This is a genomic window from Methyloparacoccus sp. NF-16 (genome assembly GCF_056880625.1).
Window position 1 is genome coordinate 206,219 of the sequence record NZ_CP174130.1, and the last position, 21,807, is coordinate 228,025.

17 protein-coding genes and 1 riboswitch are annotated in these 21,807 nt (G+C 66.4%); of the genes, 10 read left to right on the plus strand and 7 right to left on the minus strand.

What is annotated here, in order from left to right; genetic code table 11:
- Nucleotides 1-143: 143 nt before the first annotated feature.
- From ftsE to ACH5N8_RS00970, 5 genes are all read left to right on the plus strand, one after another.
- The gene (ftsE, locus tag ACH5N8_RS00950) at nucleotides 144-803 is read left to right on the plus strand and encodes a cell division ATP-binding protein FtsE (protein ID WP_460027979.1); all 660 of its coding nucleotides are present in this window, start codon (nucleotides 144-146) and stop codon (nucleotides 801-803) included.
- Nucleotides 804-806: 3 nt separating this feature from the next.
- Nucleotides 807-1,796, plus strand: coding sequence for a permease-like cell division protein FtsX (ftsX, locus tag ACH5N8_RS00955; RefSeq protein ID WP_483282153.1), 990 nt, complete (start codon nucleotides 807-809; stop codon nucleotides 1,794-1,796).
- Nucleotides 1,797-1,871: 75 nt separating this feature from the next.
- Nucleotides 1,872-2,726, plus strand: coding sequence for an RNA polymerase sigma factor RpoH (rpoH, locus tag ACH5N8_RS00960; protein ID WP_483282154.1), 855 nt, complete (start codon nucleotides 1,872-1,874; stop codon nucleotides 2,724-2,726).
- Nucleotides 2,727-2,872: 146 nt separating this feature from the next.
- On the plus strand, nucleotides 2,873-3,118 hold the full coding sequence (locus ACH5N8_RS00965; RefSeq protein ID WP_483282155.1) for a hypothetical protein: 246 nt from the start codon (nucleotides 2,873-2,875) through the stop codon (nucleotides 3,116-3,118).
- Nucleotides 3,119-3,152: 34 nt separating this feature from the next.
- On the plus strand, nucleotides 3,153-5,576 hold the full coding sequence (locus tag ACH5N8_RS00970) for a Lon protease family protein (protein WP_483282156.1): 2,424 nt from the start codon (nucleotides 3,153-3,155) through the stop codon (nucleotides 5,574-5,576).
- A gap of 11 nt (nucleotides 5,577-5,587) precedes the next feature.
- On the opposite strand, the gene ACH5N8_RS00975 is transcribed toward ACH5N8_RS00970, so the two are convergent.
- The 4 genes from ACH5N8_RS00975 to ACH5N8_RS00990 form a co-directional block, all read right to left on the minus strand.
- A complete protein-coding gene (locus ACH5N8_RS00975; protein ID WP_483282157.1) occupies nucleotides 5,588-7,009 on the minus strand; it encodes an MBL fold metallo-hydrolase RNA specificity domain-containing protein in 1,422 nt (473 codons plus the stop codon).
- 71 nt (nucleotides 7,010-7,080) lie between these two features.
- Nucleotides 7,081-9,981, minus strand: coding sequence for an adenosylcobalamin-dependent ribonucleoside-diphosphate reductase (locus ACH5N8_RS00980; RefSeq protein ID WP_483282158.1), 2,901 nt, complete (start codon nucleotides 9,979-9,981; stop codon nucleotides 7,081-7,083).
- Between the two features lie 83 nt (nucleotides 9,982-10,064).
- Nucleotides 10,065-11,939, minus strand: a complete 1,875-nt coding sequence (gene thiC / locus ACH5N8_RS00985) for a phosphomethylpyrimidine synthase ThiC (protein WP_483282159.1) — start codon at nucleotides 11,937-11,939, stop codon at nucleotides 10,065-10,067.
- Between the two features lie 70 nt (nucleotides 11,940-12,009).
- A riboswitch (TPP riboswitch) is annotated at nucleotides 12,010-12,121 on the minus strand.
- A 48-nt stretch (nucleotides 12,122-12,169) separates the two neighbouring features.
- Nucleotides 12,170-12,721, minus strand: coding sequence for a hypothetical protein (locus ACH5N8_RS00990; protein WP_483282160.1), 552 nt, complete (start codon nucleotides 12,719-12,721; stop codon nucleotides 12,170-12,172).
- Between the two features lie 286 nt (nucleotides 12,722-13,007).
- Here ACH5N8_RS00990 and ACH5N8_RS00995 point away from each other — a divergent pair, with 286 nt between their 5' ends.
- Nucleotides 13,008-13,811 (plus strand): sulfite exporter TauE/SafE family protein, encoded by an 804-nt coding sequence (locus tag ACH5N8_RS00995; protein WP_483282161.1) that lies wholly within the window; start codon nucleotides 13,008-13,010, stop codon nucleotides 13,809-13,811.
- Nucleotides 13,812-13,829: 18 nt separating this feature from the next.
- Here the strand turns inward: ACH5N8_RS00995 and ACH5N8_RS01000 are convergent, their stop codons facing one another.
- From ACH5N8_RS01000 to ACH5N8_RS01010, 3 genes are read right to left on the minus strand one after another with little or no spacing between them, the layout of a single operon-like run.
- Nucleotides 13,830-14,393: a DNA-3-methyladenine glycosylase I gene (locus ACH5N8_RS01000; protein WP_483282162.1), complete on the minus strand. Its 564-nt coding sequence runs from the start codon at nucleotides 14,391-14,393 to the stop codon at nucleotides 13,830-13,832.
- Complete coding sequence (locus ACH5N8_RS01005; RefSeq protein ID WP_483282163.1) at nucleotides 14,390-15,256, minus strand: PHP domain-containing protein; 867 nt, start codon at nucleotides 15,254-15,256, stop codon at nucleotides 14,390-14,392. The genes ACH5N8_RS01000 and ACH5N8_RS01005 overlap by 4 nt, the downstream gene beginning before the upstream one ends.
- Nucleotides 15,253-17,112 carry an ABC transporter ATP-binding protein gene (locus tag ACH5N8_RS01010; RefSeq protein WP_483282164.1) on the minus strand — a complete coding sequence of 620 codons (1,860 nt, stop codon included), beginning with the start codon at nucleotides 17,110-17,112 and terminating at the stop codon, nucleotides 15,253-15,255. The genes ACH5N8_RS01005 and ACH5N8_RS01010 overlap by 4 nt, the downstream gene beginning before the upstream one ends.
- Nucleotides 17,113-17,381: 269 nt before the next feature.
- Here ACH5N8_RS01010 and fabA point away from each other — a divergent pair, with 269 nt between their 5' ends.
- The 4 genes from fabA to ACH5N8_RS01030 all read left to right on the plus strand — a co-directional run bounded on the left by fabA (nucleotide 17,382) and on the right by ACH5N8_RS01030 (nucleotide 21,800).
- Nucleotides 17,382-17,924: a 3-hydroxyacyl-[acyl-carrier-protein] dehydratase FabA gene (gene fabA, locus ACH5N8_RS01015; RefSeq protein WP_483282165.1), complete on the plus strand. Its 543-nt coding sequence runs from the start codon at nucleotides 17,382-17,384 to the stop codon at nucleotides 17,922-17,924.
- A 12-nt stretch (nucleotides 17,925-17,936) separates the two neighbouring features.
- On the plus strand, nucleotides 17,937-19,154 hold the full coding sequence (fabB, locus tag ACH5N8_RS01020; RefSeq protein ID WP_483282166.1) for a beta-ketoacyl-ACP synthase I: 1,218 nt from the start codon (nucleotides 17,937-17,939) through the stop codon (nucleotides 19,152-19,154).
- Complete coding sequence (gene ttcA / locus ACH5N8_RS01025) at nucleotides 19,144-20,016, plus strand: tRNA 2-thiocytidine(32) synthetase TtcA (protein ID WP_483282167.1); 873 nt, start codon at nucleotides 19,144-19,146, stop codon at nucleotides 20,014-20,016. The genes fabB and ttcA overlap by 11 nt, the downstream gene beginning before the upstream one ends.
- An 869-nt stretch (nucleotides 20,017-20,885) precedes the next feature.
- Entirely contained in the window at nucleotides 20,886-21,800 is a 915-nt protein-coding gene (locus tag ACH5N8_RS01030; RefSeq protein WP_483282168.1) for a TIGR01777 family oxidoreductase, read from the plus strand.
- Nucleotides 21,801-21,807: the final 7 nt, after the last annotated feature.

Consider the following 21,807-nt stretch of genomic DNA (forward strand, 5'->3'; position numbering starts at 1 on the left):
AGGTGGTGGACGAAAGGCTGCCGGCATTGTAAGGGGACCGGCGGGCACGGCCCAGAACCGCCATCTTTTTTGCCAAGACTTGGCGCGAGTGGATACCATGGGTTTACCCAACGGCCTGCCAGCCCCGCCTCAAGCCCGCCCGCATGATCGAGTTCAAGCAAGTCACCAAGCGCTATCCGGAAAGCGGCGAGGCCCTGTCCGAGGTCAGCTTCCGCATCGAGCGCGGCGAGCTGGCGTTCCTGACCGGCCATTCCGGCGCCGGCAAGAGCACGCTGCTGCGGCTGATCCCCGCCATGGAAAGGCCCAGCCGCGGGGAGATCACCATCGACGGCGTTCCCGTGCATCGGTTGCCATCCCGGCAGATTCCCTACCTGCGCCGCAAGCTCGGGCTCATCTTCCAGGACTACCGGCTGCTCAATGATCGGACGGTGTTCGACAATGTCGCCCTGCCGCTCCTCATCACCGGGCATAATCCGCACGATGTCGGCCGCCGGGTCCGGGCCGCGCTGGACAAGGTCGGCCTGTTGAAGAAGGAGAAACGCTTGCCTCTGGCGCTGTCGGGGGGCGAGCAGCAGCGGGTCGGCATCGCCCGGGCGATCGTCCACAAGCCGCCGCTGATCCTGGCCGATGAACCCACCGGAAACCTGGATGCCGAACTGGCGGACGAGATCATGCGCATGTTCCGGGATTTCAACGACGTCGGGGTGACGCTGCTCATCGCCAGCCATGACATGGGTCTGGTGCGCCGGTTCAGCCGCCGGACCCTGCGGCTGGAGCATGGCCACCTGGACGGGGTCGCCTGAGCCATGGCGCCAACCCGCAGATCGGGGCCGAGGCGCGGCATCTTCCGGCCTTCGCTGGAATCCCAGATCGGCCTGTCCGAGCGTCTTGGCGCCTACTGGGTGTTGCAGCTGGATTCGCTCAAGGCCAGTTTCGGGCGGATCTGTGAAACGCCGATCGCGAGTCTTCTCACCATTCTGGTGGTGGCCATCGCCCTGGCCCTGCCCGCCAGCTTCCATGCCCTGATCCAGAATGCCCGCCAGCCCATCGAGGCGCTGGAAACCACCAGCCAGATTTCCCTGTTCCTGAAGCCGGAGCTGGGCAACGAGGTCGGCCGCAAGGTTGCGGAGCAGTTGCGCCAGCGGCCCGGCATCGGCGGGGCCACGCTGGTCAGCAAGGAGGATGGGCTGAAGGAGCTGACCGCCTACAGCGGATTTGGCGAGGCGCTGGAAGCCCTGAAGGACAATCCCTTGCCCGTGGTCGTCATCGTCCAGCCGGCACGGACGGATGCCGACGCGGTTGCCGCCCTGCTGGCGGAACTCAGGCATCTGCCGGAGGCGGACAAGGTGCAGTTCGACAGCGAATGGCTGGAGAAACTGCGATCCCTGCTGGCCATCGCCCAGCGCAGCACCCTGGCCTTCAGCGTGCTGCTCGGCTTCGGGGTACTGTTCATCGTCGGCAACACCATCCGCCTCGAGTTGCAGAATCGGCGCGAGGAAATCGCGGTGGCGAAGTTGCTCGGGGCCACCAACCACTTCATTCGCCGGCCCTTTGTCCACGCCGGGTTCTGGTATGCCCTGCTGGGGGCGGTGCTGGCCTGGATGCTGGCCAACCTGCTGGTCCTCGGCGTCCGCGCGCCCGTCAACCAGCTGGCGGAGCTCTATGGCAGCAGCTATCGGCTGGCATTCATGGGGCTGACCGATACGGTCGTGCTGCTGGGAAGCGCGGTGTTGCTGGGCGTCACCGGGGCCTGGATCGTGGTTGCATACTTCCTGCTCGAAATCGAGCCTGAATGAGGGAACCGCCATTAGCACTCGCTGTCACAGAGTGCTAACATGATCCGGTCACTCCACATGACGAGGGCGAAAAGAATGACTCAAGCCTTGACCTTGCCACCAAGCCTGTCGCTGGGTTCCATTGATGATTACATGGCGGCCATCAATCGCCTGCCGCGGCTGGATGCCGAAGAGGAGCAGGCGCTGGCCGTGCGCTTCCGCGAGCAGGGCGACCTCCAGGCCGCCCGCCAGCTGGTGCTCGCCAACCTGCGTTTCGTCGCCCATGTCGCCCGGGGCTATCTGGGTTATGGCCTGCCGCTGCAGGACCTGATCCAGGAAGGCAACATCGGCCTGATGAAGGCCGTGAAGCGTTTCGACCCCGGCGTCGGCGTGCGCCTGGTGTCCTTCGCCGTGCACTGGATCAAGGCGGAAATCCACGAATTCATCATCCAGAACTGGCGCATCGTGAAGGTTGCGACCACCAAGGCGCAGCGCAAGCTGTTCTTCAACCTGCGCAAGTACAAGAACCGCCTTGGCTGGCTGAACCCCGAGGAGGCCAGCATCGTGGCCGAGGAGCTGGGTGTGGAGCTGGACACGGTCTACGAGATGGAGGGCCGCCTGAGCAGCCAGGATCTGGCCTACGATGCCGCCGACGACGGCGAGGATGGCGAGCGGGACTTCTCGGCCCCGGTGCACTACCTGCGGCAGGCCAATGCCGACCCGGCCGACCTGCTGGAGAGCGAGGACTGGGAAGCGCACGAGCAGAAAAAGCTCATCCATGCCATCGAGCAGCTCGACGACCGCAGCCGCGACATTGTCCGCAGCCGCTGGCTGAGCGAGGAGAAGCTGACCCTGCACGATCTCGCGGCTCGCTACAAGGTCTCCGCCGAGCGCATCCGGCAGCTTGAGAACTCGGCCATGAAGCGCCTCAAGCAGTCCATGGCGGCCTGACACAGGCTACCGATGGCCACCAGGGCGGCCTGCCGGCCGCCTTTTTTGTGCCGCTGCCGCGTGCGGTCCGCTAGCCTGGCGGCGCCACCGCTCTCCGCTTTCGTTTAAGATTCCGCAGCTTCAAAACGGACAGGGAGCCACCCGCCATGAGCAAATCCTTCGAAGTCAAGTTGAAGAGCGATCCCGACGAGGTGATCGCCAGGGCCCGCCTTGCCGCGCGGGACAATGGCGTCCGCTTCGAGGGCGACGGCCAGACCGGCCGCTTCTACGGACACGGCATCGAGGGCAGCTACCTCATCTTGGAGGACACGCTCTCGGTCAAGATCTCCAAGAAACCCTTCATCATGCCCTGGGGGATCATAGAGTCCACCTTGCGCAACTACTTCGCCTGACGTCGCCGCGCAGTCGCCCCCAGGGAGTCGTCCCATGACGCGTACCGTCAAGCCGGCCCCCGTGGGCGCCCTGGCGCCGGTGCAATTGCGCCGGCGCTGCGAGCCGGCGAGTCTCGGCTTCGAGACCACCGCGGGGCTCGCCGACATCGACCTGGCGGTGGGCCAGGCGCGGGCGCTGGAGGCGTTGCAGTTCGGTCTCGGCATCGATCGGTCCGGCTTCAACCTGTTCGTCCTGGGGCCGGCCGGGATCGGCAAGGACAGCGTGCTGCGCGAGGTTGTCGGCCGCCTGGCGGCCCGGCAACCGGCGGCGGACGACTGGTGCTATGTCCACAATTTCCGCGAGCTGAACCGGCCCCGGGTCCTGCGCCTGCCGGCCGGCATGGGCCGGCGGCTGGCGGATGCTGTCGACCGCCTGCTGGAGGCCCTGCTCGGTGCCATTCCTGCCGCCTTCGAGCAGGAGGGCTACCGCGCCCGCGCCGAAGCCATCGAGCGGGATGTCAAGGAACGCGAGGCGGCGACCATCAATGCCCTGCGGGTCGCCGCCCAGCAGCAAGGCATCGCCCTGATCGAGACCCCGACCAGCTATGCCTTCGCTCCGGTGAACGCGCAGGCCGAGCTGTTGAAGCCGGACGAGTTTCAGCAGCTCCCGGAAGCGCGCCAGCAGGCGATCCGGGCCGCGATCGACGCCCTGCACGAGGAGTTGCAGAAGCAGCTGCGCCAGTTTCCGCTCTGGCGGCGCGAGTCCCAGGAGCGGCTCCGGGCGCTGAACCGCGAAACGGCCGCGGCCGTCGTCACCCAACTGCTCGATGAACTGCGGACCGGCTACCGCGACTGCCCCGCCGCGCTCGCGCACATCGAGGTTCTGCAGGAGGCGCTGATCGACCATGCGACGGATTTCCTGCCGCAGGGTGAAAACAGCGTCCAGGCCCTGTTCGGGCACACGGGGCTGCCGCTGCCCGGCCAGCGCTTCCGCATCAACGTCCTGGTTTCGCACGCCGGGACCGAGGGGGCCCCGCTGATCTTCGAGGCCCTGCCGCACCATGCCAACCTGGTCGGCCGGGTCGAGCATCAGGCGCACCTGGGCACCCTCATCACCGATTTCGGCATGATCCGTCCGGGCGCGCTGCATCGGGCCAATGGCGGCTATCTGGTGCTGGACGCGCTCAAGTTGCTGACCCAGCCCTTCGCCTGGGAGACCCTCAAGCGCGCCCTGCGCGCCGGCGCCATCGCCATCGAGCCGCTGGAGCGTACCCTGAGCCTGATCAGCACCTCGCCCCTGGAGCCCGAGCCCATCCCGCTGCGGCTGAAGGTCATCCTCTGCGGCGACCGGCTGCTCTATTACCTGCTGAGCCTGCACGACCCGGAATTCCAGGCCCTGTTCAAGGTGCCGGCGGACTTCGAGGACACGCTCGACCGCGACGAAACCGGGCAGGTCCGTTTTGCCCGCCTGATCGGCACCCTGGCCCGGCGCGACGGGCTGCGCGCGCTGGATCGCGAGGCCGTCGCGCTGGTCATCGAGCAGTCGGCGCGCGGCATCGAGGATGCCGAAAAACTCGACGGCCATCTAGGCCGGCTGACGGATCTCCTCAAGGAGGCCGACCACTGGGCCGGCGAGGCCGGGCACGCGGTCATCGGTCGGGTGGCTGTGCAGACCGCCATCGACCGACGGACCCGCCGCGCCAGCCGCATCCGCGACGAACTCTACGAAGCCATCCGGCGCGGGACCCTGCTGATCGATACCCGGGGGCGCCATATCGGCCAGGTCAACGGCCTGTCGGTGATCCGTCTGGGCGAATACAGCTGCGGCCATCCCGTCCGCATCACCGCCACCACCCGCCTCGGCAGCGGCAAGATCGTCGATATCGAGCGCGAAACCGAACTCGGCGGCGCCCTGCACAGCAAGGGTGTCATGATCCTGTCGGCCCTGCTGGCCTCCCGTTACGCCCGCGCCCAGCCTCTGTCCCTGTCCGCCAGCCTGGTGTTCGAGCAGTCCTACGGCGAGGTGGAGGGCGACAGCGCGTCGCTGGCGGAGTTGTGTGCGCTCATCTCCTCGCTGGCGGAACTGCCGGTGCGCCAGGACATCGCGGTGACCGGCTCGGTCAACCAGTTGGGCCATGTGCAGCCGATCGGCGGCGTCAACGAGAAGATCGAAGGCTTCTTCGATGTCTGTCGCGCCGCCGGGCTCACCGGGGGCCAGGGCGTCATGATCCCGGACGCCAACCGCCCGCATCTGATGTTGCGCGAGGATCTGGTCGAGGCCGCGACGGCCGGGCGCTTCCATATCTATGCCGTGGGCACCGTCGACGAGGCACTGGCCGTGCTGCTGGATACCGCTGCCGGCGAGCGCGACGAGGCCGGCGAGTTTCCTGCCGGCACCGTCAATGGCCGGGTCGAGCACACCTTGCGCACCTGGGCCTTGCTGGCCTTGCAGATGAACCAGGGCGGAAACGGCGAATAGGTCCGGCGCCGCTAGAGGGCGATGGTTGCCCCCGGCTCGGCGATTTCCGTCTGCATCCGCTGCGCCAGGAGCCGCTCGCGCAGGGCCGTCATGGCCTCTACCTCGCCATGCACCAGATAGACCCGCGGCCGGGCAGGTTGCAGGCCCAGCGCCCATTCGACCAGCTCGCTCTGGCCGGCATGGGCGGAGAAGCCGCCCAGCGTGTGGATGGTGGCCCTGACGGCGATGTCCCCGCCCAGGATCGACAGGCGCCGGGCGCCGTCGACCAGCCGGCGTCCCAGGGTGCCGCGCGGCTGGAAACCGGAGATGATGACGTGGGTATCGCGCTTCCAGAGGTTGTACTTGAGGTGGTGGCGGATGCGGCCGCCCTCGCACATGCCGCTGCCGGCGATGATGATGGCGCCCTGGACCTGGTTGAGCGCCATGGAGTCCTCGGTGCTGCGGGAGTAGGACAGGCACGGTAGCCAGGCCTGCCAGCCATGCCCGATCAGTCGGTTGAAGTCCGGATCGTCGCGGTTGAACAGCTTGGCGTGACGGACATAGATCTCGCTGGCCTCGATGGCCATCGGGCTGTCGACGAAGACCCGCGACTGCGGCAGGTCGCCCTCGCGGTGGAAGCGGCCCAGCCAGTAGAGGATGTCCTGGGTCCGGCCGACTGCGAACGAGGGAATCAGCACGTTGCCCCCGCTGCGCGCGGCCGCCTGCAGCGCCTGCCGGAATTCCGCCAGGGTGTCGGGCAGGGAGCGGTGATCGCGGTCGCCGTAGGTGGATTCGAGCAGCAGCACGTCGGCGTGGGCGAGCCGCTCGGGATCGCGCAGCAGCGGCGAGTAACGGTTGCCGAGATCGCCCGAGAACACCAGCGTGCGGCGGCCGTCACGGGTGTCCAGCCCCAGCTCGACGATGGCAGCGCCGATGATGTGGCCGGCATCGTGGAATCGCAGCTGCACGCCCGGCAGCGGTTGCGCGAGTTCGGCATATGGCAGCGGCCGGCGCATGGCCAGAACCCGCTCGACATCCTCCAGGGTGTACAGGGGCTCCAGCAGCCGCTTGCCGGCTCGCTGGCGGCGCTTGTTTTCCCATTGGGCATCCTTCATTTCCAGATGCGCGGCGTCCTTGAGCAGCAGTTCCAGCAGGTCATGCGTCGGCGGCGTCAGGTAGATCGGTCCGGTGTAGCCGGCCCTGACCAGCTTGGGCAGCAGGCCGGAATGGTCGATGTGGGCGTGGGAAACGACAACCGCGGCCAGCGAACGGGGATCGAAGGGGAAGTCGAGGCGGTTGCGTTCGGTGGTCGCTGGTGGGCCCTGGAACATGCCGCATTCCAGCAACAGCCGGCCGCCCCGGGTCTCCAGCAGGTAGCAGGAGCCGGTGACCTGGCGTGCCGCGCCATGGAAGGTCAGCCGCAGGTCGGCCATGGAGATCGCGGGGGTGTTCATGGTGTGCTCCTGATGGATATCGGTATGGCCGGGACTGGTGCCGGGCCGGATGCCGTGGAACCGCGCCCGGTCTAGCCGCAACCGCCCACGGCGCCGCAGGCGCTGCAGAAGTCGCAGCCGTCCCTGCGGATGACGGCATAGTTGCCGCATTCCGGGCAGCGCTTGCCGGGGCGGACTTCCATGGCGCCGGCCGAACGGGCGCGCAGGGGGATGACGTTCTCGGCATCGTAGGCGACGATGCCCATGTCCTCCATCGGGTAGCCGTCCTCGTCGAGGATGCCCAGCAGGGCGTAGCGGTGGATCATCAGCCGCACCAGATAGGCGACGGTCGAGGGGTAGTTGGTCTTGCGCTGCTCGCCCGGCACCCAGGCCAGGAAGTCGCCCCGCGGCTCGGGGAAATCGACCAGCTGCCGCAGCTTGGCGCCGATCCAGGCGGGATCGATCACGCGCATGTCGTAGGACAGGGATTTGCACAGCCCGTCCAGCAGCCGCGGATACTCGCCCGACAGCCAGACCGAGTAGGGCCGGCGCTGGCCGTTGGGCAGCACCAGCTCCTTGAGGCCCATGACGAAATCGTCGCCGGTCGCCGGGTTGTAGATGTCGACGGTCCAGGACAGCGTGCCATCCGGGCCGGTCTTCGGTTCCTTGGACGACATGAGGGCGTGCAGGACGGGCGTGTCGGCGATGGTGTCGAAGGCGCCCAGCTCCTGGCAGCGCAGGGACACCAGCCGGGCGAAGCCGGCCACCAGGCTGGGTACCCGGAAGGGCTCGCCCGCGGGCGGCAGCGGCAGCTCGAAGCCGTCGTCGCCGGAGGCCTTCATCAGGCTTTCCAGCTTGGTCTTCAGCCAGCCGCGATCGTTGGAGCGCATGTCCATGGACAGCGACTTGGCCAGCGCGCCCAGGCCGCGCGGCTGCTCCGCACCGTTGATCCAGACTTCGAAGGGCTGGCGCTGTCCATTTTGCGGCAAGCTCTCTGGCAGGGGCTCTCCGCGTTCGGTGGCACGCCTGGGAGCATGGTCCAGATGGCCGACGAAGACGGCGAAGGAGCCATGCGGGTGGTCGACCATGTAGCACCAGGCCGGGTTGCCGCCGGGCGGGCGTGGCCGCCGGCGCCAGCGCAGCGAGGCGAGGGTGGGTTCCGGCACCTGCTCCAGCCGGAGCCGACGGTTGGGGTCGGAAACATCGAAATCCGGCGCGCTGCTCCCGCCCTGGATGGCCTGGGCGTCGGTGGTCTCCAGCACCGCGCCGGTGATGAGGTTGGGGCGGTAGGTGGCGAGTCCCTTGAGGCCGTGGCGCCAGGCCTCGAGATAGAGGTTCTTGAAGGCCTCGAACGGATAGTCGGCCGGCACGTTGACGGTCTTGGAGATGCTGGTGTCGATATAGGGCTGTACCGCCGCCAGCATCTGCATGTGGTCCAGTGCGGCGATCTCCAGCGCGGTGACCCAGTGCGGTGGCAGGTGGTCGACATCGCCGCCCTCGATGCGATGGCGGCGCCAGGCGTGATCCTCGACGGGGTAGTCCTGCACGCCGCCGTCCGGGGTGCGCTTGCGGCGGGTGTAGCGCCAGGCGAAGGGCGGCTCGATGCCATTGGAGGCGTTGTCGGCGAAGGCCAGGCTGATGGTGCCGGTCGGCGCGATGGCGAGCAGGTGGCTGTTGCGCAGGCCCTGTCGGCGGATGCGCTCGCGCAGCGTCTCCGGCAGCCGGTGGACAAAGGCGCCGGCGAGATAGGCGTCCGGGCGGAACAGCGGGAAGGCCCCCTTCTCGTCCGCCAGTTCCGCCGAGGCCTGGTAGGCGGCGTCCCGCAATGCCTCGGCGATGCGGCCGGCCATGGCCCGGGCGGCATCCGTGTCATAACGCAGGCCGAGCATGATCAGGGTATCACCCAGGCCGGTGAAGCCGAGCCCGATGCGACGCTTGGCCATGGCCTCGGCGCGCTGGGCCTCGAGCGGCCAGTAGGTCAGATCCAGCACGTTGTCGAGCATGCGCACCGCCAGCCCCGCGAGTGCCGCCAGTCCGGCAAGGTCGAAGCGGGCTTCCGCCGTGAATGGCGCCTCGACCAGCCGGGTCAGGTCGATGGAGCCAAGGCAGCAGCAGCCGTAGTCGGGCAGCCACTCCTCGGCGCAGGGGTTGGTGGCCTCGAACGTCTCGCAGTAATGCAGGTTGTTCTCGGCATTGGCGCGGTCCACGAACAGGATGCCGGGTTCGGCATGGTCGTAGGTGGAGGTCATGATCTGGTCCCACAGCACCCGTGCGGGCAGGCTGCGGTAGATCCAGGCACCGTCTTCCCGGCGGCCGGTGGCATGTCCTGCCTGGCCTTCACCCGGCTCGGCCCGGTGGACCAGCGCCCAGTCGGCGTCGCTTTCCACGGCGTGCATGAAGGCGTCGGTTACCGCGACCGACAGGTTGAAATTGGTCAGTTCGCCCGGCCGGTCCTTGGCGTGGATGAAGTCCTCGATGTCGGGATGGTCGCAGCGCAGCACGCCCATTTGCGCGCCCCGGCGGCTGCCGGCGGATTCCACGGTCTCGCAGGACCGGTCGAAGACGCGCAGGTAGGAGATCGGTCCCGATGCGCTGGAAGCCGTGCCTCTGACCCGGGCGCCCCTGGGTCGGATGCGGGAGAAGTCATAGCCGACGCCGCCGCCACGGCGCATGGTTTCGGCGGCTTCCTGCAGGGCGATGTAGATGCCGGGTTTGCCCTCGGCGTCCGGCTCGGAGATGGCGTCGCCGACAGGCTGCACGAAACAGTTGATCAGCGTGGCCCGGATATCCGTGCCGGCCGCCGACATGATGCGACCGGCCGGTATGAAGCCCTGACGCAGGGCCGCCAGAAACCGTGGCTCCCAGGTATCCGGCGCGGCCTCCACCGAGGCCAGCGCCCTGGCGACACGACGAAAGACATCCTCGGCCGTGGTCTCGCCCTGCTTGGCGTATTTCTCCCGCAGGACATCATCCGAAATGGGCTGGGTCGGCATCGGCGGTTCTCCTCTCCGGGATGCCCCATTCTAAGGCCGCCGCCGGGGCATTTCATGCCGAATGCCCGGAACGGCCGGCAGTCTCAGGCCTTGTGGTAAATCTCCGCGCCGCCCTTGACGAATTCCCCGGCCATTTCCTCCATGCCGGCTTCGAGCGCCTGGTCATCGTCCAGCCCATGGTTCTTTGCATACTCACGCACATCCTGGGTGATCTTCATCGAGCAGAAATGCGGGCCGCACATGGAGCAGAAGTGGGCCAGCTTGGCGCCTTCCTGCGGCAGGGTCTCATCGTGGAATTCCAGCGCCTTCTCGGGATCGAGGCTGAGGTTGAACTGATCGGCCCAGCGGAATTCGAAGCGCGCCTTGGACAGGGCGTTGTCGCGGGCCTGGGCGCCGGGATGGCCCTTGGCCAGGTCGGCGGCGTGGGCGGCGATCTTGTAGGCGACGATGCCGTCGCGCACATCCTGCTTGTTCGGCAGGCCCAGGTGCTCCTTGGGTGTGACGTAGCAGAGCATGGCGGTGCCGTACCAGCCGATCATGGCGGCGCCGATGGCGCTGGTGATGTGGTCGTAGCCGGGCGCGATGTCGGTAGTCAGCGGGCCCAGGGTGTAGAAGGGTGCCTCGTGGCAGTGCTTGAGCTGCTCCTCCATGTTGGCCTTGATCATGTGCATGGGCACGTGGCCGGGCCCTTCGATCATCACCTGCACGTCGTGCTTCCAGGCGATCTCGGTCAGCTCGCCCAGGGTGCGCAATTCGGCGAACTGGGCCTCGTCGTTGGCGTCGGCGATGGAGCCGGGGCGGAGGCCGTCGCCCAGCGAGAAGGCCACATCGTAGGCCTTCATGATCTCGCAGATGTCCTCGAAATGGGTGTAGAGGAAGCTCTCCTTGTGGTGCGCGAGGCACCACTTGGCCATGATCGAGCCGCCGCGGCTGACGATGCCGGTGACGCGCTTCGCCGTCAGCGGAATGAACGGCAGGCGGATGCCGGCGTGGATGGTGAAGTAGTCGACGCCCTGCTCGGCCTGTTCGATGAGGGTGTCGCGGAAGATTTCCCAGGTCAGTTCCTCGGCGCGGCCATCGACCTTTTCCAGCGCCTGATAGATGGGCACCGTGCCGATGGGGACCGGCGAGTTGCGGATGATCCACTCGCGGGTCTCGTGGATGTTCTTGCCGGTGGAGAGATCCATCACCGTGTCGCCGCCCCAGCGGATCGACCACAGCATCTTCTCGACTTCTTCCTCGATGGACGAGGTGACGGCGGAGTTGCCGAGGTTGCAGTTGATCTTCACCAGGAAGTTGCGGCCGATGATCATCGGCTCGGATTCCGGATGGTTGATGTTGTTGGGGATGATGGCGCGGCCGCGGGCGACCTCGTCGCGGACGAATTCGGGGGTGATGATCTTGGGAATGGCGGCGCCGAAGGCTTCGCCCGGATGCTGGCGCTGGTACAGCTCGGCCAGTGCCTCCAGTCTCTGGTTCTCGCGGATGGCGATGAATTCCATTTCCGGCGTGACGATGCCCTTCCGCGCATAGTGCATCTGGGTCACGTTGGCGCCGGGTTTGGCGACGCGAGGCTTGCGGATGTGTTCGAACCGCAGGGCGCTCAGCGCCGGATCGCTCTGGCGGGCCTGGCCATAGCGGGAGGACGGGCCGTCCAGTTCCACGGTGTCGCCGCGCGCCTCGATCCAGGCTTTGCGGAGGGCCGGCAGACCATGGCGCAGATCGACTGTCACGGCCGGGTCGGTGTAGGGGCCGGAGGTATCGTAGACGTAGACCGGCGGGTTCTCCTCCGCGCCGAAACCGGTGGGGGTGTCGGACTGGCTGATTTTCCGCATCGGCACGCGTATGTCGCGCCGGCTGCCCTCGATATAGACCTTTTCGGAAGCGGCGAAAGGCTGGATGGATGCCTGCTTGGCGGTGACGGCATCGTGCAGGACGGTTTTGGGGACGGCGCTCATCGCTACTCCTCGACGGTTGATGGGGCGGTCCGGCAAGGAGTTCCAGCGTCGTCCGGCGGCGGCTGCGCACGGCCGGCGGGACAGGCTTTCCTACGCCGGTTCTAACCGGGTCAGGTTCAAAGGGTGTGTCTCAGCCCGGGCGGCGATCCACGGGATCGCCCTGGGCACCCCTAGCCCTAGGTGCGGGCTAAGCTAATGCATGGCCGCGGCTTTGGCAAGCCGCGGTCCGGTCAGCGGGCATCGCGGGTGATGGGCGGGCCGATGGTCAGGCTGGTCTGCCACTGGCGGGAGGGATCGCGCTCACGGTAGTAGCGGATCTCCACGGTGGTGGGGCTGTCGCTCCGGGCGAAGCGGCTGGCCTCGCCGGACTGCCCGGCGGGATGCGAAACCTGCCAGCCGGAGCCCAGGCAGCGGCTGACGAGCCCCAGTCCCGCGTCGTAATCCGCGCGGGCCGTGGCTTCGTTGCCCTTGTCCCAGGTGCAGCCATAGTGGGTGCGGCCGCCGCCCCAGGCGACGATGTCGCAGTCGGTGCCGGGCAGGATGGGTTTGGTGTCCCAGCGGGTGTGGTCGTAGTCCTGGCTGGCGGAGCCCCGCAGGGACTGGAAGCCGGTGCCGGCATCGGCGATGACGGTTTTCAGCGCTGCGCAGGCCGCTGCGTCGCCGATGTTCTCCGTCTTGGTCGCCGCGTGCTGCGCGCAGCCCGCCGCCAGGCAGGTTGTCAGCAGTCCGGCCAGGGTTGCCCGAAAGGTTCGGAAATGGGTGTTGTGACCATCACATTGCATGGAAATCGGTCCTGCGGGGAAGAATGAAAGGAAGCTGCGTCGATCGCCGATGCCGGCGCCGGAGGATGCTAACACCGCTGTCAAGGCTGAAAAAGCGGGGGACTCGTCCGGGGTGCGGCGGGCGGGAAAGACATATAACCAGATGTTCTATCCTTCTGCCAATCCATTCTTACAGCGGATGCCGCCGGCTTGCTAGGATGCCCGCCGCGACCGGGAGCGGGCCGGGCTGTCATGGCGGTTCGCACCCTAGCCCCCGGATTTTCAGACTTTCCAAGCGGATGATGACATGAGCTTTGATCTGGCACAGATCGTTTCGGGCCTGCTGGTCGGGCTGCTGGTCGGGCTGACCGGTGTCGGCGGCGGTTCGCTGATGACGCCCATTCTGGTGTTTCTGTTCGGTTACGCGCCAAAGGCGGCGGTGGGGACCGATCTCCTGTTCGCGGCGATCACCAAGTCCGGCGGTGTGTTCGTCCATCATGGCAAGCATCGTTCGGTCGAATGGACGATTGTGATGAAGCTCTGCCTGGGCAGCATTCCGGCGGCTTTGCTGGTGATCTACCTGCTGGAGAAGGTCTTCACCAAGGATGAGGCGGTGACCTCGGTGATCACTTTCAGCCTCGGGGTCGCGCTGATCTTCACGTCGCTGGCCCTGTTCGTCAGGAACCGCCTGATTTCCCGTCGATTGCAGGACGATGTCGCGCGGGAGCGTCTGCTGCACCAGGAGCGTTTCGGCCGCTGGCAGGACGCGCTGACCGTGCTGGTCGGTCTGGTGCTGGGGGTTCTGGTGACGCTGTCCTCGGTGGGCGCGGGCGCCCTCGGCACCATCGCGCTGCTGTTCCTGTATCCGCGGCTGCCGACCGTGCGCATCGTCGGTACTGACCTGGCCCATGCGATCCCCCTGACGGCGGTTGCCGGACTGGGGCACCTGCACATGGGCAATGTCGATTTCGGCCTGCTGGGCAGCCTGTTGATCGGTTCGCTGCCGGGCATCTACGTCGGCAGCCATCTCAGCGCGAGGATCCCGGAGAAGGTGCTGCGTCCCATCCTGGCCACCCTGCTGATGCTGATCGGCATCAAGTTCGTGCTGTGATGAGCCGGATCCGGCTGGTCAGCGCGTGTCGCTCGCCAGCCGGAAGCAGCCGGTGAGGTGGTCGTTGACCAGGCCTACCGCCTGCATGTACGAGTAGCAGATCACCGGTCCGACAAAGACGAAGCCGCGCGCCTTGAGGTCACGGCTGAGCTGTCCGGATACGGGCGTTTGCGCCGGCAGTTCCGCCAGGCTGGGCCATTCCCGGGTGGCCGGCTGGCCGTCGACGAACCGCCACAGGTAGGCGTCGAAGCTGCCGAAGGCTTCCTGCACCTCCAGGAAGGCCCGGGCGTTGGCAACCGCCGAACCGACCTTGAGCCGGTTGCGGATCAGGCCGGGGTTTTCCAGCAGTCTGGCGATGTCGGCGGCCCTGAAACGGGCCACGCGCTCCGGGTCGAAATCGGCGAACGCCGCACGGTAGGCCGCGCGCTTGCGCAGCACCGTGACCCAGGACAGCCCGGCCTGCGCGCCCTCCAGGAGCAGGAACTCGAACAGCCGCCGATCCTCGTGCTGGGGTACGCCCCACTCCGTATCGTGGTACTGGCGCTCCAGTTCGCTGCGTTCGGCCCAGGCGCAGCGGTTCATGGCCATGGCCGGGGTGCGGGCGGAGGGCTGGCGGCGTGCCAGCACTCCCAGACCGGCGTCAGTCCGGCCGGCAGGGCCGGCAGACGGCCCAGCTTGGGCCAGGCCTCGTCGGGGCCGTGAAAATCGGAGCCGCAGGAGGCCAGCAGGCCGTGACGCCGGGCCAGGTCGGCGCTGGCCTGGACGTCGCCCGGTGCGGCCGTGCCGGAGAGCACTTCCACCGCCTCTCCGCCCATGTCTCGGAATTCGCCCGCCAGCCGCCGCAGCCAGCCGCCGGACAGCTTGTAGCGCTGGGGATGGGCCAGCACGGCGATGCCGCCGGCCCCGCGAATCCAGCCGATGGCGGTCTCCATGGCCACCCAGCAGGTCGGGACATGGCCCGGCTTGCCGGTGGTCAGGTAGCGGTTGAAGACATCCCGCATGTCGGCGGCCAGGCCGCGCCGGGCGATGCAGGCGGCGAAGTGGGTGCGCGTCATCATGCCGTCTCCCGCCAGCCGGCAGGCTTCCTCGTAGATGCCGGGCAGGCCGGCCTTCTCCAGCCGCTGGCCGATGGTCCGGGCGCGCTGGGCGCGAATCTGCTGCAATTCGAGCAGGCCCGCCGCCAGCGGGGCATGGGTCGGGTCGATGGCCAGCCCGACCAGATGCAGCGTGCGCTTTTCCCAGGTCACCGAGATCTCGACGCCGGCGACGAGTTGCAGGCCGTGCTGGCGGGCGGCGGCCTGACCTTCCGCCAGTCCGGCCGTGGTGTCGTGGTCGGTCAGCGCCAGGGTCCGGATACCGGCGGCTGCGGCCCGCGCGACCAGTGCGTCGGGCGCGTAGACGCCATCGGACGCGCGGGAGTGGGTGTGGAGGTCGTAGCCCGTCACGGCGCGGGGCTGGCGAGAGCCGGCCCGGAAACGTCGCGCCGGGGCGCGTGCCGCTTGCCGGGGGCGCCGTAAAGCCGGGCATAGAGCCCGCCCTGGGCCATCAGGGCGTCGTGGCTGCCATCCTCGACGATGCGGCCATCCTCGAAAACCAGGATGCGGTCGGCATGGGTGATTGCGCTCAGCCGGTGCGCGACGATCAGGGTCGTGCGCTGGGCCAGGAATTCGTCCAGCGAACGGTAGAGATTGGCCTCGGTGACGTTGTCGACCGCCGAGGTGGCCTCGTCAAGGATGACCACCCTGGGGTTGGCCAGCACCATGCGGGCGATCGCCAGCCGCTGCCGCTGCCCGCCGGAGAGGCGCACGCCCGCGCGGCCGACCAAGGCATCGAGCCCTTCCGGCGCCTCGGCGATCGTCTCCCGCAGCTGCGCGATTTCCAGTGCGCGCCACAGCGCGTCGTCCGACGCCGGACGACCCATGGTCAGGTTGGCGCGCACGGTGTCGTTGAACAGCACCGGGTGTTGCAGCACCGTCACGACGTTTTCGCGCACGATGTCCATGCCGATCTGGTCCATGGGCACGCCGTCGAAATGGATCATGCCGCGCGTCGGCGGGTAGAGTCCGATCAGGACCTGCACCAGGGTCGATTTGCCGCCGCCGCTGGCGCCGACCAGGGCGACCTTCTCGCCGCGGCGGATGTCCAGCGATATGCCCTGCAGGATGTCGCCGCCACTGGGGTAGGTGAAGTGGAGGTCGTCGATGTAGACATCCACCGTCTGTTTGCCGGCGAAGGGATTCCGCCGGTGTGGATAAACCGGTTCCTGGCGGCGGTCGCAGAACTGATTGAGCCGGTCGAGCGCCGCGCGCGCCCCATAGAAGGCGTACTGCATGCCCAGCAGTTCCTGGACCGGTGCCATCATGAACCAAAGGTAGCCGGAGACAGCCATCATCTCGCCGATGCTCAGATCCGAGTAGACGACCATGAACAGGGACAGTCCCCGGAACAGGTCGAAACCGGTCAGGAACACCAGGAAGCTCATGCGGCTGGCGGCATCGCTGCGCCAGGCATAGGCGGCGGCGTGTTCGCGGACCCCGCGCGCGGCGTCGACCAGGCGGCCGAGGTAATGTTGCTCCCGATTGCTGGCGCGGATCTGATGGATGGCGTCCAGCGTTTCGGTCAGCGCCGCCTGGAAGGCGCCGATGGCGGTGTTTTCCTGGCGCTTCAGGGCCTTGACCTGCTTGCCCATGGCCTTGGTGAAGAAAATCACCACCGGATTCAGCAGCAGGATGAACAGGCCCAGGCGCCAGTTCATCCACAGCAGCACCGCGGCGGTGCCGGCCAGCGTCAGCAGCGCCACCAGGCTGCGGGCGATGGTGGTGCCGATGAAGGTGTCCAGCGTGTCGAGATCCGTGACCATGTGCGTGACCACGGCGCCGCTGCCCAGGCTCTCGTATTCCGCCATGGAAATCCGTTCCAGGCGATGGATCAGGTGCGCGCGGATGCGGAAAATGACGTCCTTGGCGATCAGGCTGAATTCGCGGGTCTGGAGGATGTTGCACAGGGCTGCCAACAGCCTGAGCAGCAGCGTCAATCCCAGCAGGGTGGTGATGTAGAGCGGTGGCCCGTGCCAGTCCTCGGGGAACATCCGGTTCATCCAGTGCATGGCCAGGCCCGGCTGGCCGAGCAGCACCTCGTCGACCAGCTTGGGCAGCAGCAGGGGTACCGGTACCGCCGCCAGCGCGGCCAGTATGGCGACCAGCTGCGCCAGCACGAGTTCGCGCCGGTGGCGAAGAACGATGGTTCGGATATAACGCCAGTCCAGCCGGTCGGGCGGGGGAGTCGCGTCGGGCGATTTCATGGATAAACGGTTGCTGTGGCAGCCGGCCCCGGGGCGGCGGTGTCGTTGCCCGGCGGCTGGTCGACGGTCATGGGTGGCAAAGGGATGGCAGGATCGCCTGAAACAGGCATCTGCTACAATATTCCGCTTTTTGCTGAAGCCGTGCCTGCATCCAGCGGCCCGACGACCCCCGCCGCTGGCGGGATGGTCGGCAGCCGGGACGGATGCGGTCGACGCGCTTCACGGAAGCCTGGCGGACGCCAAAAAATAGCACAAACCCGGTCCCCATCATGACACTCCAGGAAACACCCCCAGTCCATACGCGCCAATCCAGCTACAGCCGGGAGGATCTCCTGCGTTGCGGCAACGGAGAGCTTTTCGGCGCCGGCAATGCGCAGCTGCCATTGCCGCCGATGCTGATGTTCGACCGCATCACACATATCGCCACGCAAGGCGGGCTGTTCGACAAGGGACAGATCACGGCGGAACTGGACATTCGCCCGGACATCTGGTTCTTCGACTGTCACTTCCGCAGCGATCCGGTGATGCCGGGCTGCCTGGGGCTGGATGCCATGTGGCAGATGGTCGGCTTCTACCTGGGCTGGCTGGGCGGACCCGGTCGGGGCCGAGCCCTTGGCGTCGGTGAAGTCAAGTTTCGCGGGCAGGTGTTGCCGGAAAACCGGCTGGTCACCTACCGGATCCACCTCAAGCGCGTGATGATGCGAAAATTGGTCATGGGTATCGCCGACGCGGAAATGGATTGCGATGGCCGCGTAATCTACGAGGCCAGCGATCTGCGGGTCGGTCTCTTCACCTCCACAGACGATTTCTGAGGAGCAGCAAACATGAAGCGTGTTGTAGTTACCGGTATCGGTATCATCTCCAGTCTCGGGAACAACAAGGAGCAGGTGACGGACTCGTTGCGGCTCGGCCGGACCGGCGTCCGTTTCAGCGAGGAGTACGCCGAGCTCGGCTTCCGCAGTCATGTGCATGCGCCGCTGGATGTCGATCCCGATGCGCTGATCGATCGCAAGATCCGGCGCTTCATGGGTGATGGCGCCGCCTACAACTATCTGGCCATGCAGGAGGCCATTGCCGATGCCGGCCTGGCCGAGCACGAGGCTTCCAGTCCGCGCACGGGTCTGATCATGGGCTCTGGCGGGCCTTCGACCTCCAATCTTCTGGGGGCCTGGGATACCTTCCGCGAGAAGGGGCTGAAGAAGGTCGGGCCGTACATGGTGCCCCGGACCATGTCCAATACCAATTCCGCCTGCCTGGCCACACCGTTCAGGATCAAGGGCGTCAACTACTCCATCAGCTCGGCCTGCGCCACCAGCGCCCACTGCATCGGCAATGCCGCCGAACTGATCCAGCTCGGCAAGCAGGACGTGATCTTTGCCGGCGGCGGCGAGGAGCTGCACTGGACGCTCACGGTGCTGTTCGACGCGATGGGCGCCCTCTCGTCCAAGTACAACGCCACGCCCGGCAAGGCCTCGCGGGCCTACGATGCCGACCGCGATGGCTTTGTCATTTCCGGCGGTGGCGGGGTGCTGGTGCTGGAGTCGCTGGAGCATGCCAGGGCCCGCGGCGCCAGGATCTATGCCGAACTGGTCGGCTACGGCGCCACCTCGGATGGTTACGACATGGTCCAGCCTTCCGGCGAGGGCGCCGCACGCTGCATGCGGCAGGCGATGGAGGGGCTCGACCGGCCGATCGACTACATCAATGCCCACGGCACCAGTACGCCGGTCGGCGACATTCGCGAGCTGGAGGCGGTCAAGGCGGTTTTCGGCGACCAGGTGCCCAGGATCAGCTCGACCAAGTCCCTCTCCGGCCACTCGCTGGGCGCGGCCGGCGTGCACGAGGCCATCTACACCTTGCTGATGCTCCAGCATCGCTTCATTGCCGCCTCCGCCAACATCGAGAACCTGGATCCCGGCGCGGCTGGCGTGCCGATCGTCCGCGAGCGCCTCGATGATGCCGTCATCGATATCGCCATGTCCAACAGCTTCGGGTTCGGCGGCACCAACGCCAGCCTGGTGTTCCAGCGGTATGACGGATAGCGCCACGATCGGGCTGAGCGAGAAGCAGCGCTACCATTTCAACAAGCTGCAGAAACGGCTTCGCCGGCTGACCGGCGAGGCCATCGCCGACTTCGGCATGATCGAGGACGGCGACAAGGTCATGGTCTGCCTGTCGGGCGGCAAGGATTCCTACACGCTGCTCGACATCCTCCTCAGCCTTCGTCTCAACGCGCCGGTTCATTTCGATATCGTCGCGGTCAATCTGGACCAGAAACAGCCGGGCTTCCCCGAGCAGGTGCTGCCGGATTATCTGACCGCCCGCCAGGTGCCCTTTCACATCATCCAGCAGGACACCTACAGCATCGTCAAGCGGGTGATCCCCGAGGGCAAGACGACCTGCGGTCTCTGCTCCCGGTTGCGGCGCGGACTCCTGTACCGCCATGCCGCCGAGCACGGCATAACCAAGATTGCCCTGGGACATCACCGCGACGATATCCTCGAAACCTTTTTCCTCAACCTGTTTTATGGCGGCACCCTCAAGGCCATGCCGCCCAAGCTGCTCAGCGACAACCGCGAGCACGTGGTGATCCGGCCCCTGGCCTATTGTAGGGAGAAGGATATCGACGAGTATGCCCGCCTGCGGGCCTTCCCTCTCATCCCCTGCAATCTCTGCGGGTCGCAGGCCAATTTGCAGCGTCAGGCCATGAAGGAGATGCTGCACGAGTGGGAGAGGCGCCATCCGGGGCGCGTGGAGACGATCTTTACCGCCTTGCAGAATGTCGCGCCCTCGCAGCTCGCGGATCGCGCCTTGTTCGATTTCGCCGGGCTGGACGCGCTGCGTGGCACAGCCGCATCGGAGGTGGTGGACGCGCCGGCGGGTCTCGACATCCTCATGCGCTGAGTGGCCTTTGCGACCGCGTGGTCTCCTGCCGCCCGGCGAGCCGGGCTATTGCAATTTGGCGGAATGTTATTTATAAATTTCGCCGTGCTTCGTGCACCACTAACTATAACTTTCAAGTGTTCAATCAGGAGGTTCCTATGAAAAAGTTGCTCTGCGTTGTAAGCGTACTGATGATGTCTCTCGTTGTTGTCGGATGCGGTAACTCTCCCGACGGCGACAAGCAGAAGATCGAAGCTCCTGCTGCTCCCTCTCTGTAAGTAGTCAGAGATTCGACCTGAGTACCGCGTCTACGCATCAGCCGAAAAAAGGGACACTCCCGAAAACAACCGCGAACAGCGCGTCAGGTTCCGATAAAAACCCGGGCTTGTCCCGGGTTTTTTTTGCCCGCCGGGCTGGCCCCGGGCGCGACAATTTGCCGCTCTTGTCATGGGCTTGAGGAGGGACGAATGCACGGTCGGTCGACTTGACAGCCCCCGGTCAGGCTGTAAGATACGCTACAGCGTTTGACGCTATCTGAAGCCATTCATCAGCAAACAAAAATCCTAAAGGTACAAGCACATGGGAATGATTCTCGACCTGGTCGAAAAGATGAGATCTCCGGTTGGCATCGTCGTTACGCTGGTTGTTATCGCCGCCGGTGTATTCTTCGTCCGCTGGGTCTTCAACGACGAAGAGAAGCAGTAAGCCTTACTGCCGAGTGGCAAGCTTGGACGTTCCTCTAGCTGGGAACCGCGTCCGCCCTTGCCACCGCCCCATCCGAACAAAACCGAGCGATTGTCTCGGTTTTTTCGTTCTTGGCCAAGCCTGGGGCCTGCCTGTCCTTGGCGGCTAGCCTGACCGAACCGTTCATCCCCCCCCTGGCGGCTTACATGCGTATCCTGATAACCGGCGGTACTGGCTTCATCGGCAAAGCGCTGTGCCAGGCACTGCTGGGCGCAGGGCATCGGCTGTGGGTACTGACGCGGCGCCCGCAAGTCGTCCAGCAGCGGATCGGTTCCGGCGTGGTTGCCTTGGCGGATCTGTCCGCCTGGACACAAGGCATGGCCTTCGATGCCGTCATCAATCTGGCTGGTGAACCCATCATGGCCAGACGCTGGAGTCCGGCCCGCAAGCAGGTCTTGTGGGGCAGCCGGGTCACGCTGACCCAGCAGCTGATCGACCGCATGGCCGAGGCGGAGGTGAAGCCCCGGGTGCTCATCAGCGGTTCCGCCATCGGCTTCTATGGCGATCGGGGCGACCAGCCACTAACCGAATCCGCCGAGAGGGGCACCGGCTTTGGGCATGAGCTGTGCGCCGCCTGGGAGGCGGCTGCCCTGGACGCGGAGTCACTGGGCGTTCGTGTCTGCCTGTTGCGGACCGGTCTTGTGATCGGTCGTCAGGGCGGCTTTCTCAAACCGATGCTGCTGCCATTCCGGCTGGGATTGGGAGGACGGCTGGGCGACGGGCAGCAGTGGATATCCTGGATTCACCTCGCCGATCATGTCGCCTTGACGCTGTTTCTCCTGGAGACAGCGAGCGTCAACGGGGTTTTCAATGCCACTGCCCCGCAACCGGTCACCAACCGGGCATTCACCCAAACCCTGGCGCAACTGCTGCACCGCCCGGCCTTGTTGCCCCTGCCGGCATGGCTCTTGAAGCTGGCAGCCGGCGAGATGGCAGAGCTGCTCCTGGCCAGCCAGCGGGTGTTGCCGGAGAGGGCGTTGGCCAGCGGTTTCCGTTTCAGTCACGAAACCCTGCAAGCCGCCCTGGAAGACGTTCTGGTGCCCGCGACCGGGCCACACTGATTCCCCG

What these genes read in the sequence shown, in the direction of transcription:
- ACH5N8_RS00965 (WP_483282155.1), top strand. Translation starts at nt 2,873, where the DNA reads ATGAGCAAATCCTTCGAAGTCAAGTTGAAGAGCGATCCCGACGAGGTG.
- ACH5N8_RS00990 (WP_483282160.1), bottom strand. Translation starts at nt 12,721, where the DNA reads ATGCAATGTGATGGTCACAACACCCATTTCCGAACCTTTCGGGCAACC.
- ACH5N8_RS01000 (WP_483282162.1), bottom strand. Translation starts at nt 14,393, where the DNA reads ATGAACCGCTGCGCCTGGGCCGAACGCAGCGAACTGGAGCGCCAGTAC.
- ACH5N8_RS00970 (WP_483282156.1), top strand. Translation starts at nt 3,153, where the DNA reads ATGACGCGTACCGTCAAGCCGGCCCCCGTGGGCGCCCTGGCGCCGGTG.
- ftsE (WP_460027979.1), top strand. Translation starts at nt 144, where the DNA reads ATGATCGAGTTCAAGCAAGTCACCAAGCGCTATCCGGAAAGCGGCGAG.
- ttcA (WP_483282167.1), top strand. Translation starts at nt 19,144, where the DNA reads ATGACGGATAGCGCCACGATCGGGCTGAGCGAGAAGCAGCGCTACCAT.
- ACH5N8_RS00995 (WP_483282161.1), top strand. Translation starts at nt 13,008, where the DNA reads ATGAGCTTTGATCTGGCACAGATCGTTTCGGGCCTGCTGGTCGGGCTG.
- ACH5N8_RS01030 (WP_483282168.1), top strand. Translation starts at nt 20,886, where the DNA reads ATGCGTATCCTGATAACCGGCGGTACTGGCTTCATCGGCAAAGCGCTG.
- ACH5N8_RS00975 (WP_483282157.1), bottom strand. Translation starts at nt 7,009, where the DNA reads ATGAACACCCCCGCGATCTCCATGGCCGACCTGCGGCTGACCTTCCAT.
- rpoH (WP_483282154.1), top strand. Translation starts at nt 1,872, where the DNA reads ATGACTCAAGCCTTGACCTTGCCACCAAGCCTGTCGCTGGGTTCCATT.
- thiC (WP_483282159.1), bottom strand. Translation starts at nt 11,939, where the DNA reads ATGAGCGCCGTCCCCAAAACCGTCCTGCACGATGCCGTCACCGCCAAG.
- ACH5N8_RS01010 (WP_483282164.1), bottom strand. Translation starts at nt 17,112, where the DNA reads ATGAAATCGCCCGACGCGACTCCCCCGCCCGACCGGCTGGACTGGCGT.
- ftsX (WP_483282153.1), top strand. Translation starts at nt 807, where the DNA reads ATGGCGCCAACCCGCAGATCGGGGCCGAGGCGCGGCATCTTCCGGCCT.
- fabB (WP_483282166.1), top strand. Translation starts at nt 17,937, where the DNA reads ATGAAGCGTGTTGTAGTTACCGGTATCGGTATCATCTCCAGTCTCGGG.
- fabA (WP_483282165.1), top strand. Translation starts at nt 17,382, where the DNA reads ATGACACTCCAGGAAACACCCCCAGTCCATACGCGCCAATCCAGCTAC.
- ACH5N8_RS00980 (WP_483282158.1), bottom strand. Translation starts at nt 9,981, where the DNA reads ATGCCGACCCAGCCCATTTCGGATGATGTCCTGCGGGAGAAATACGCC.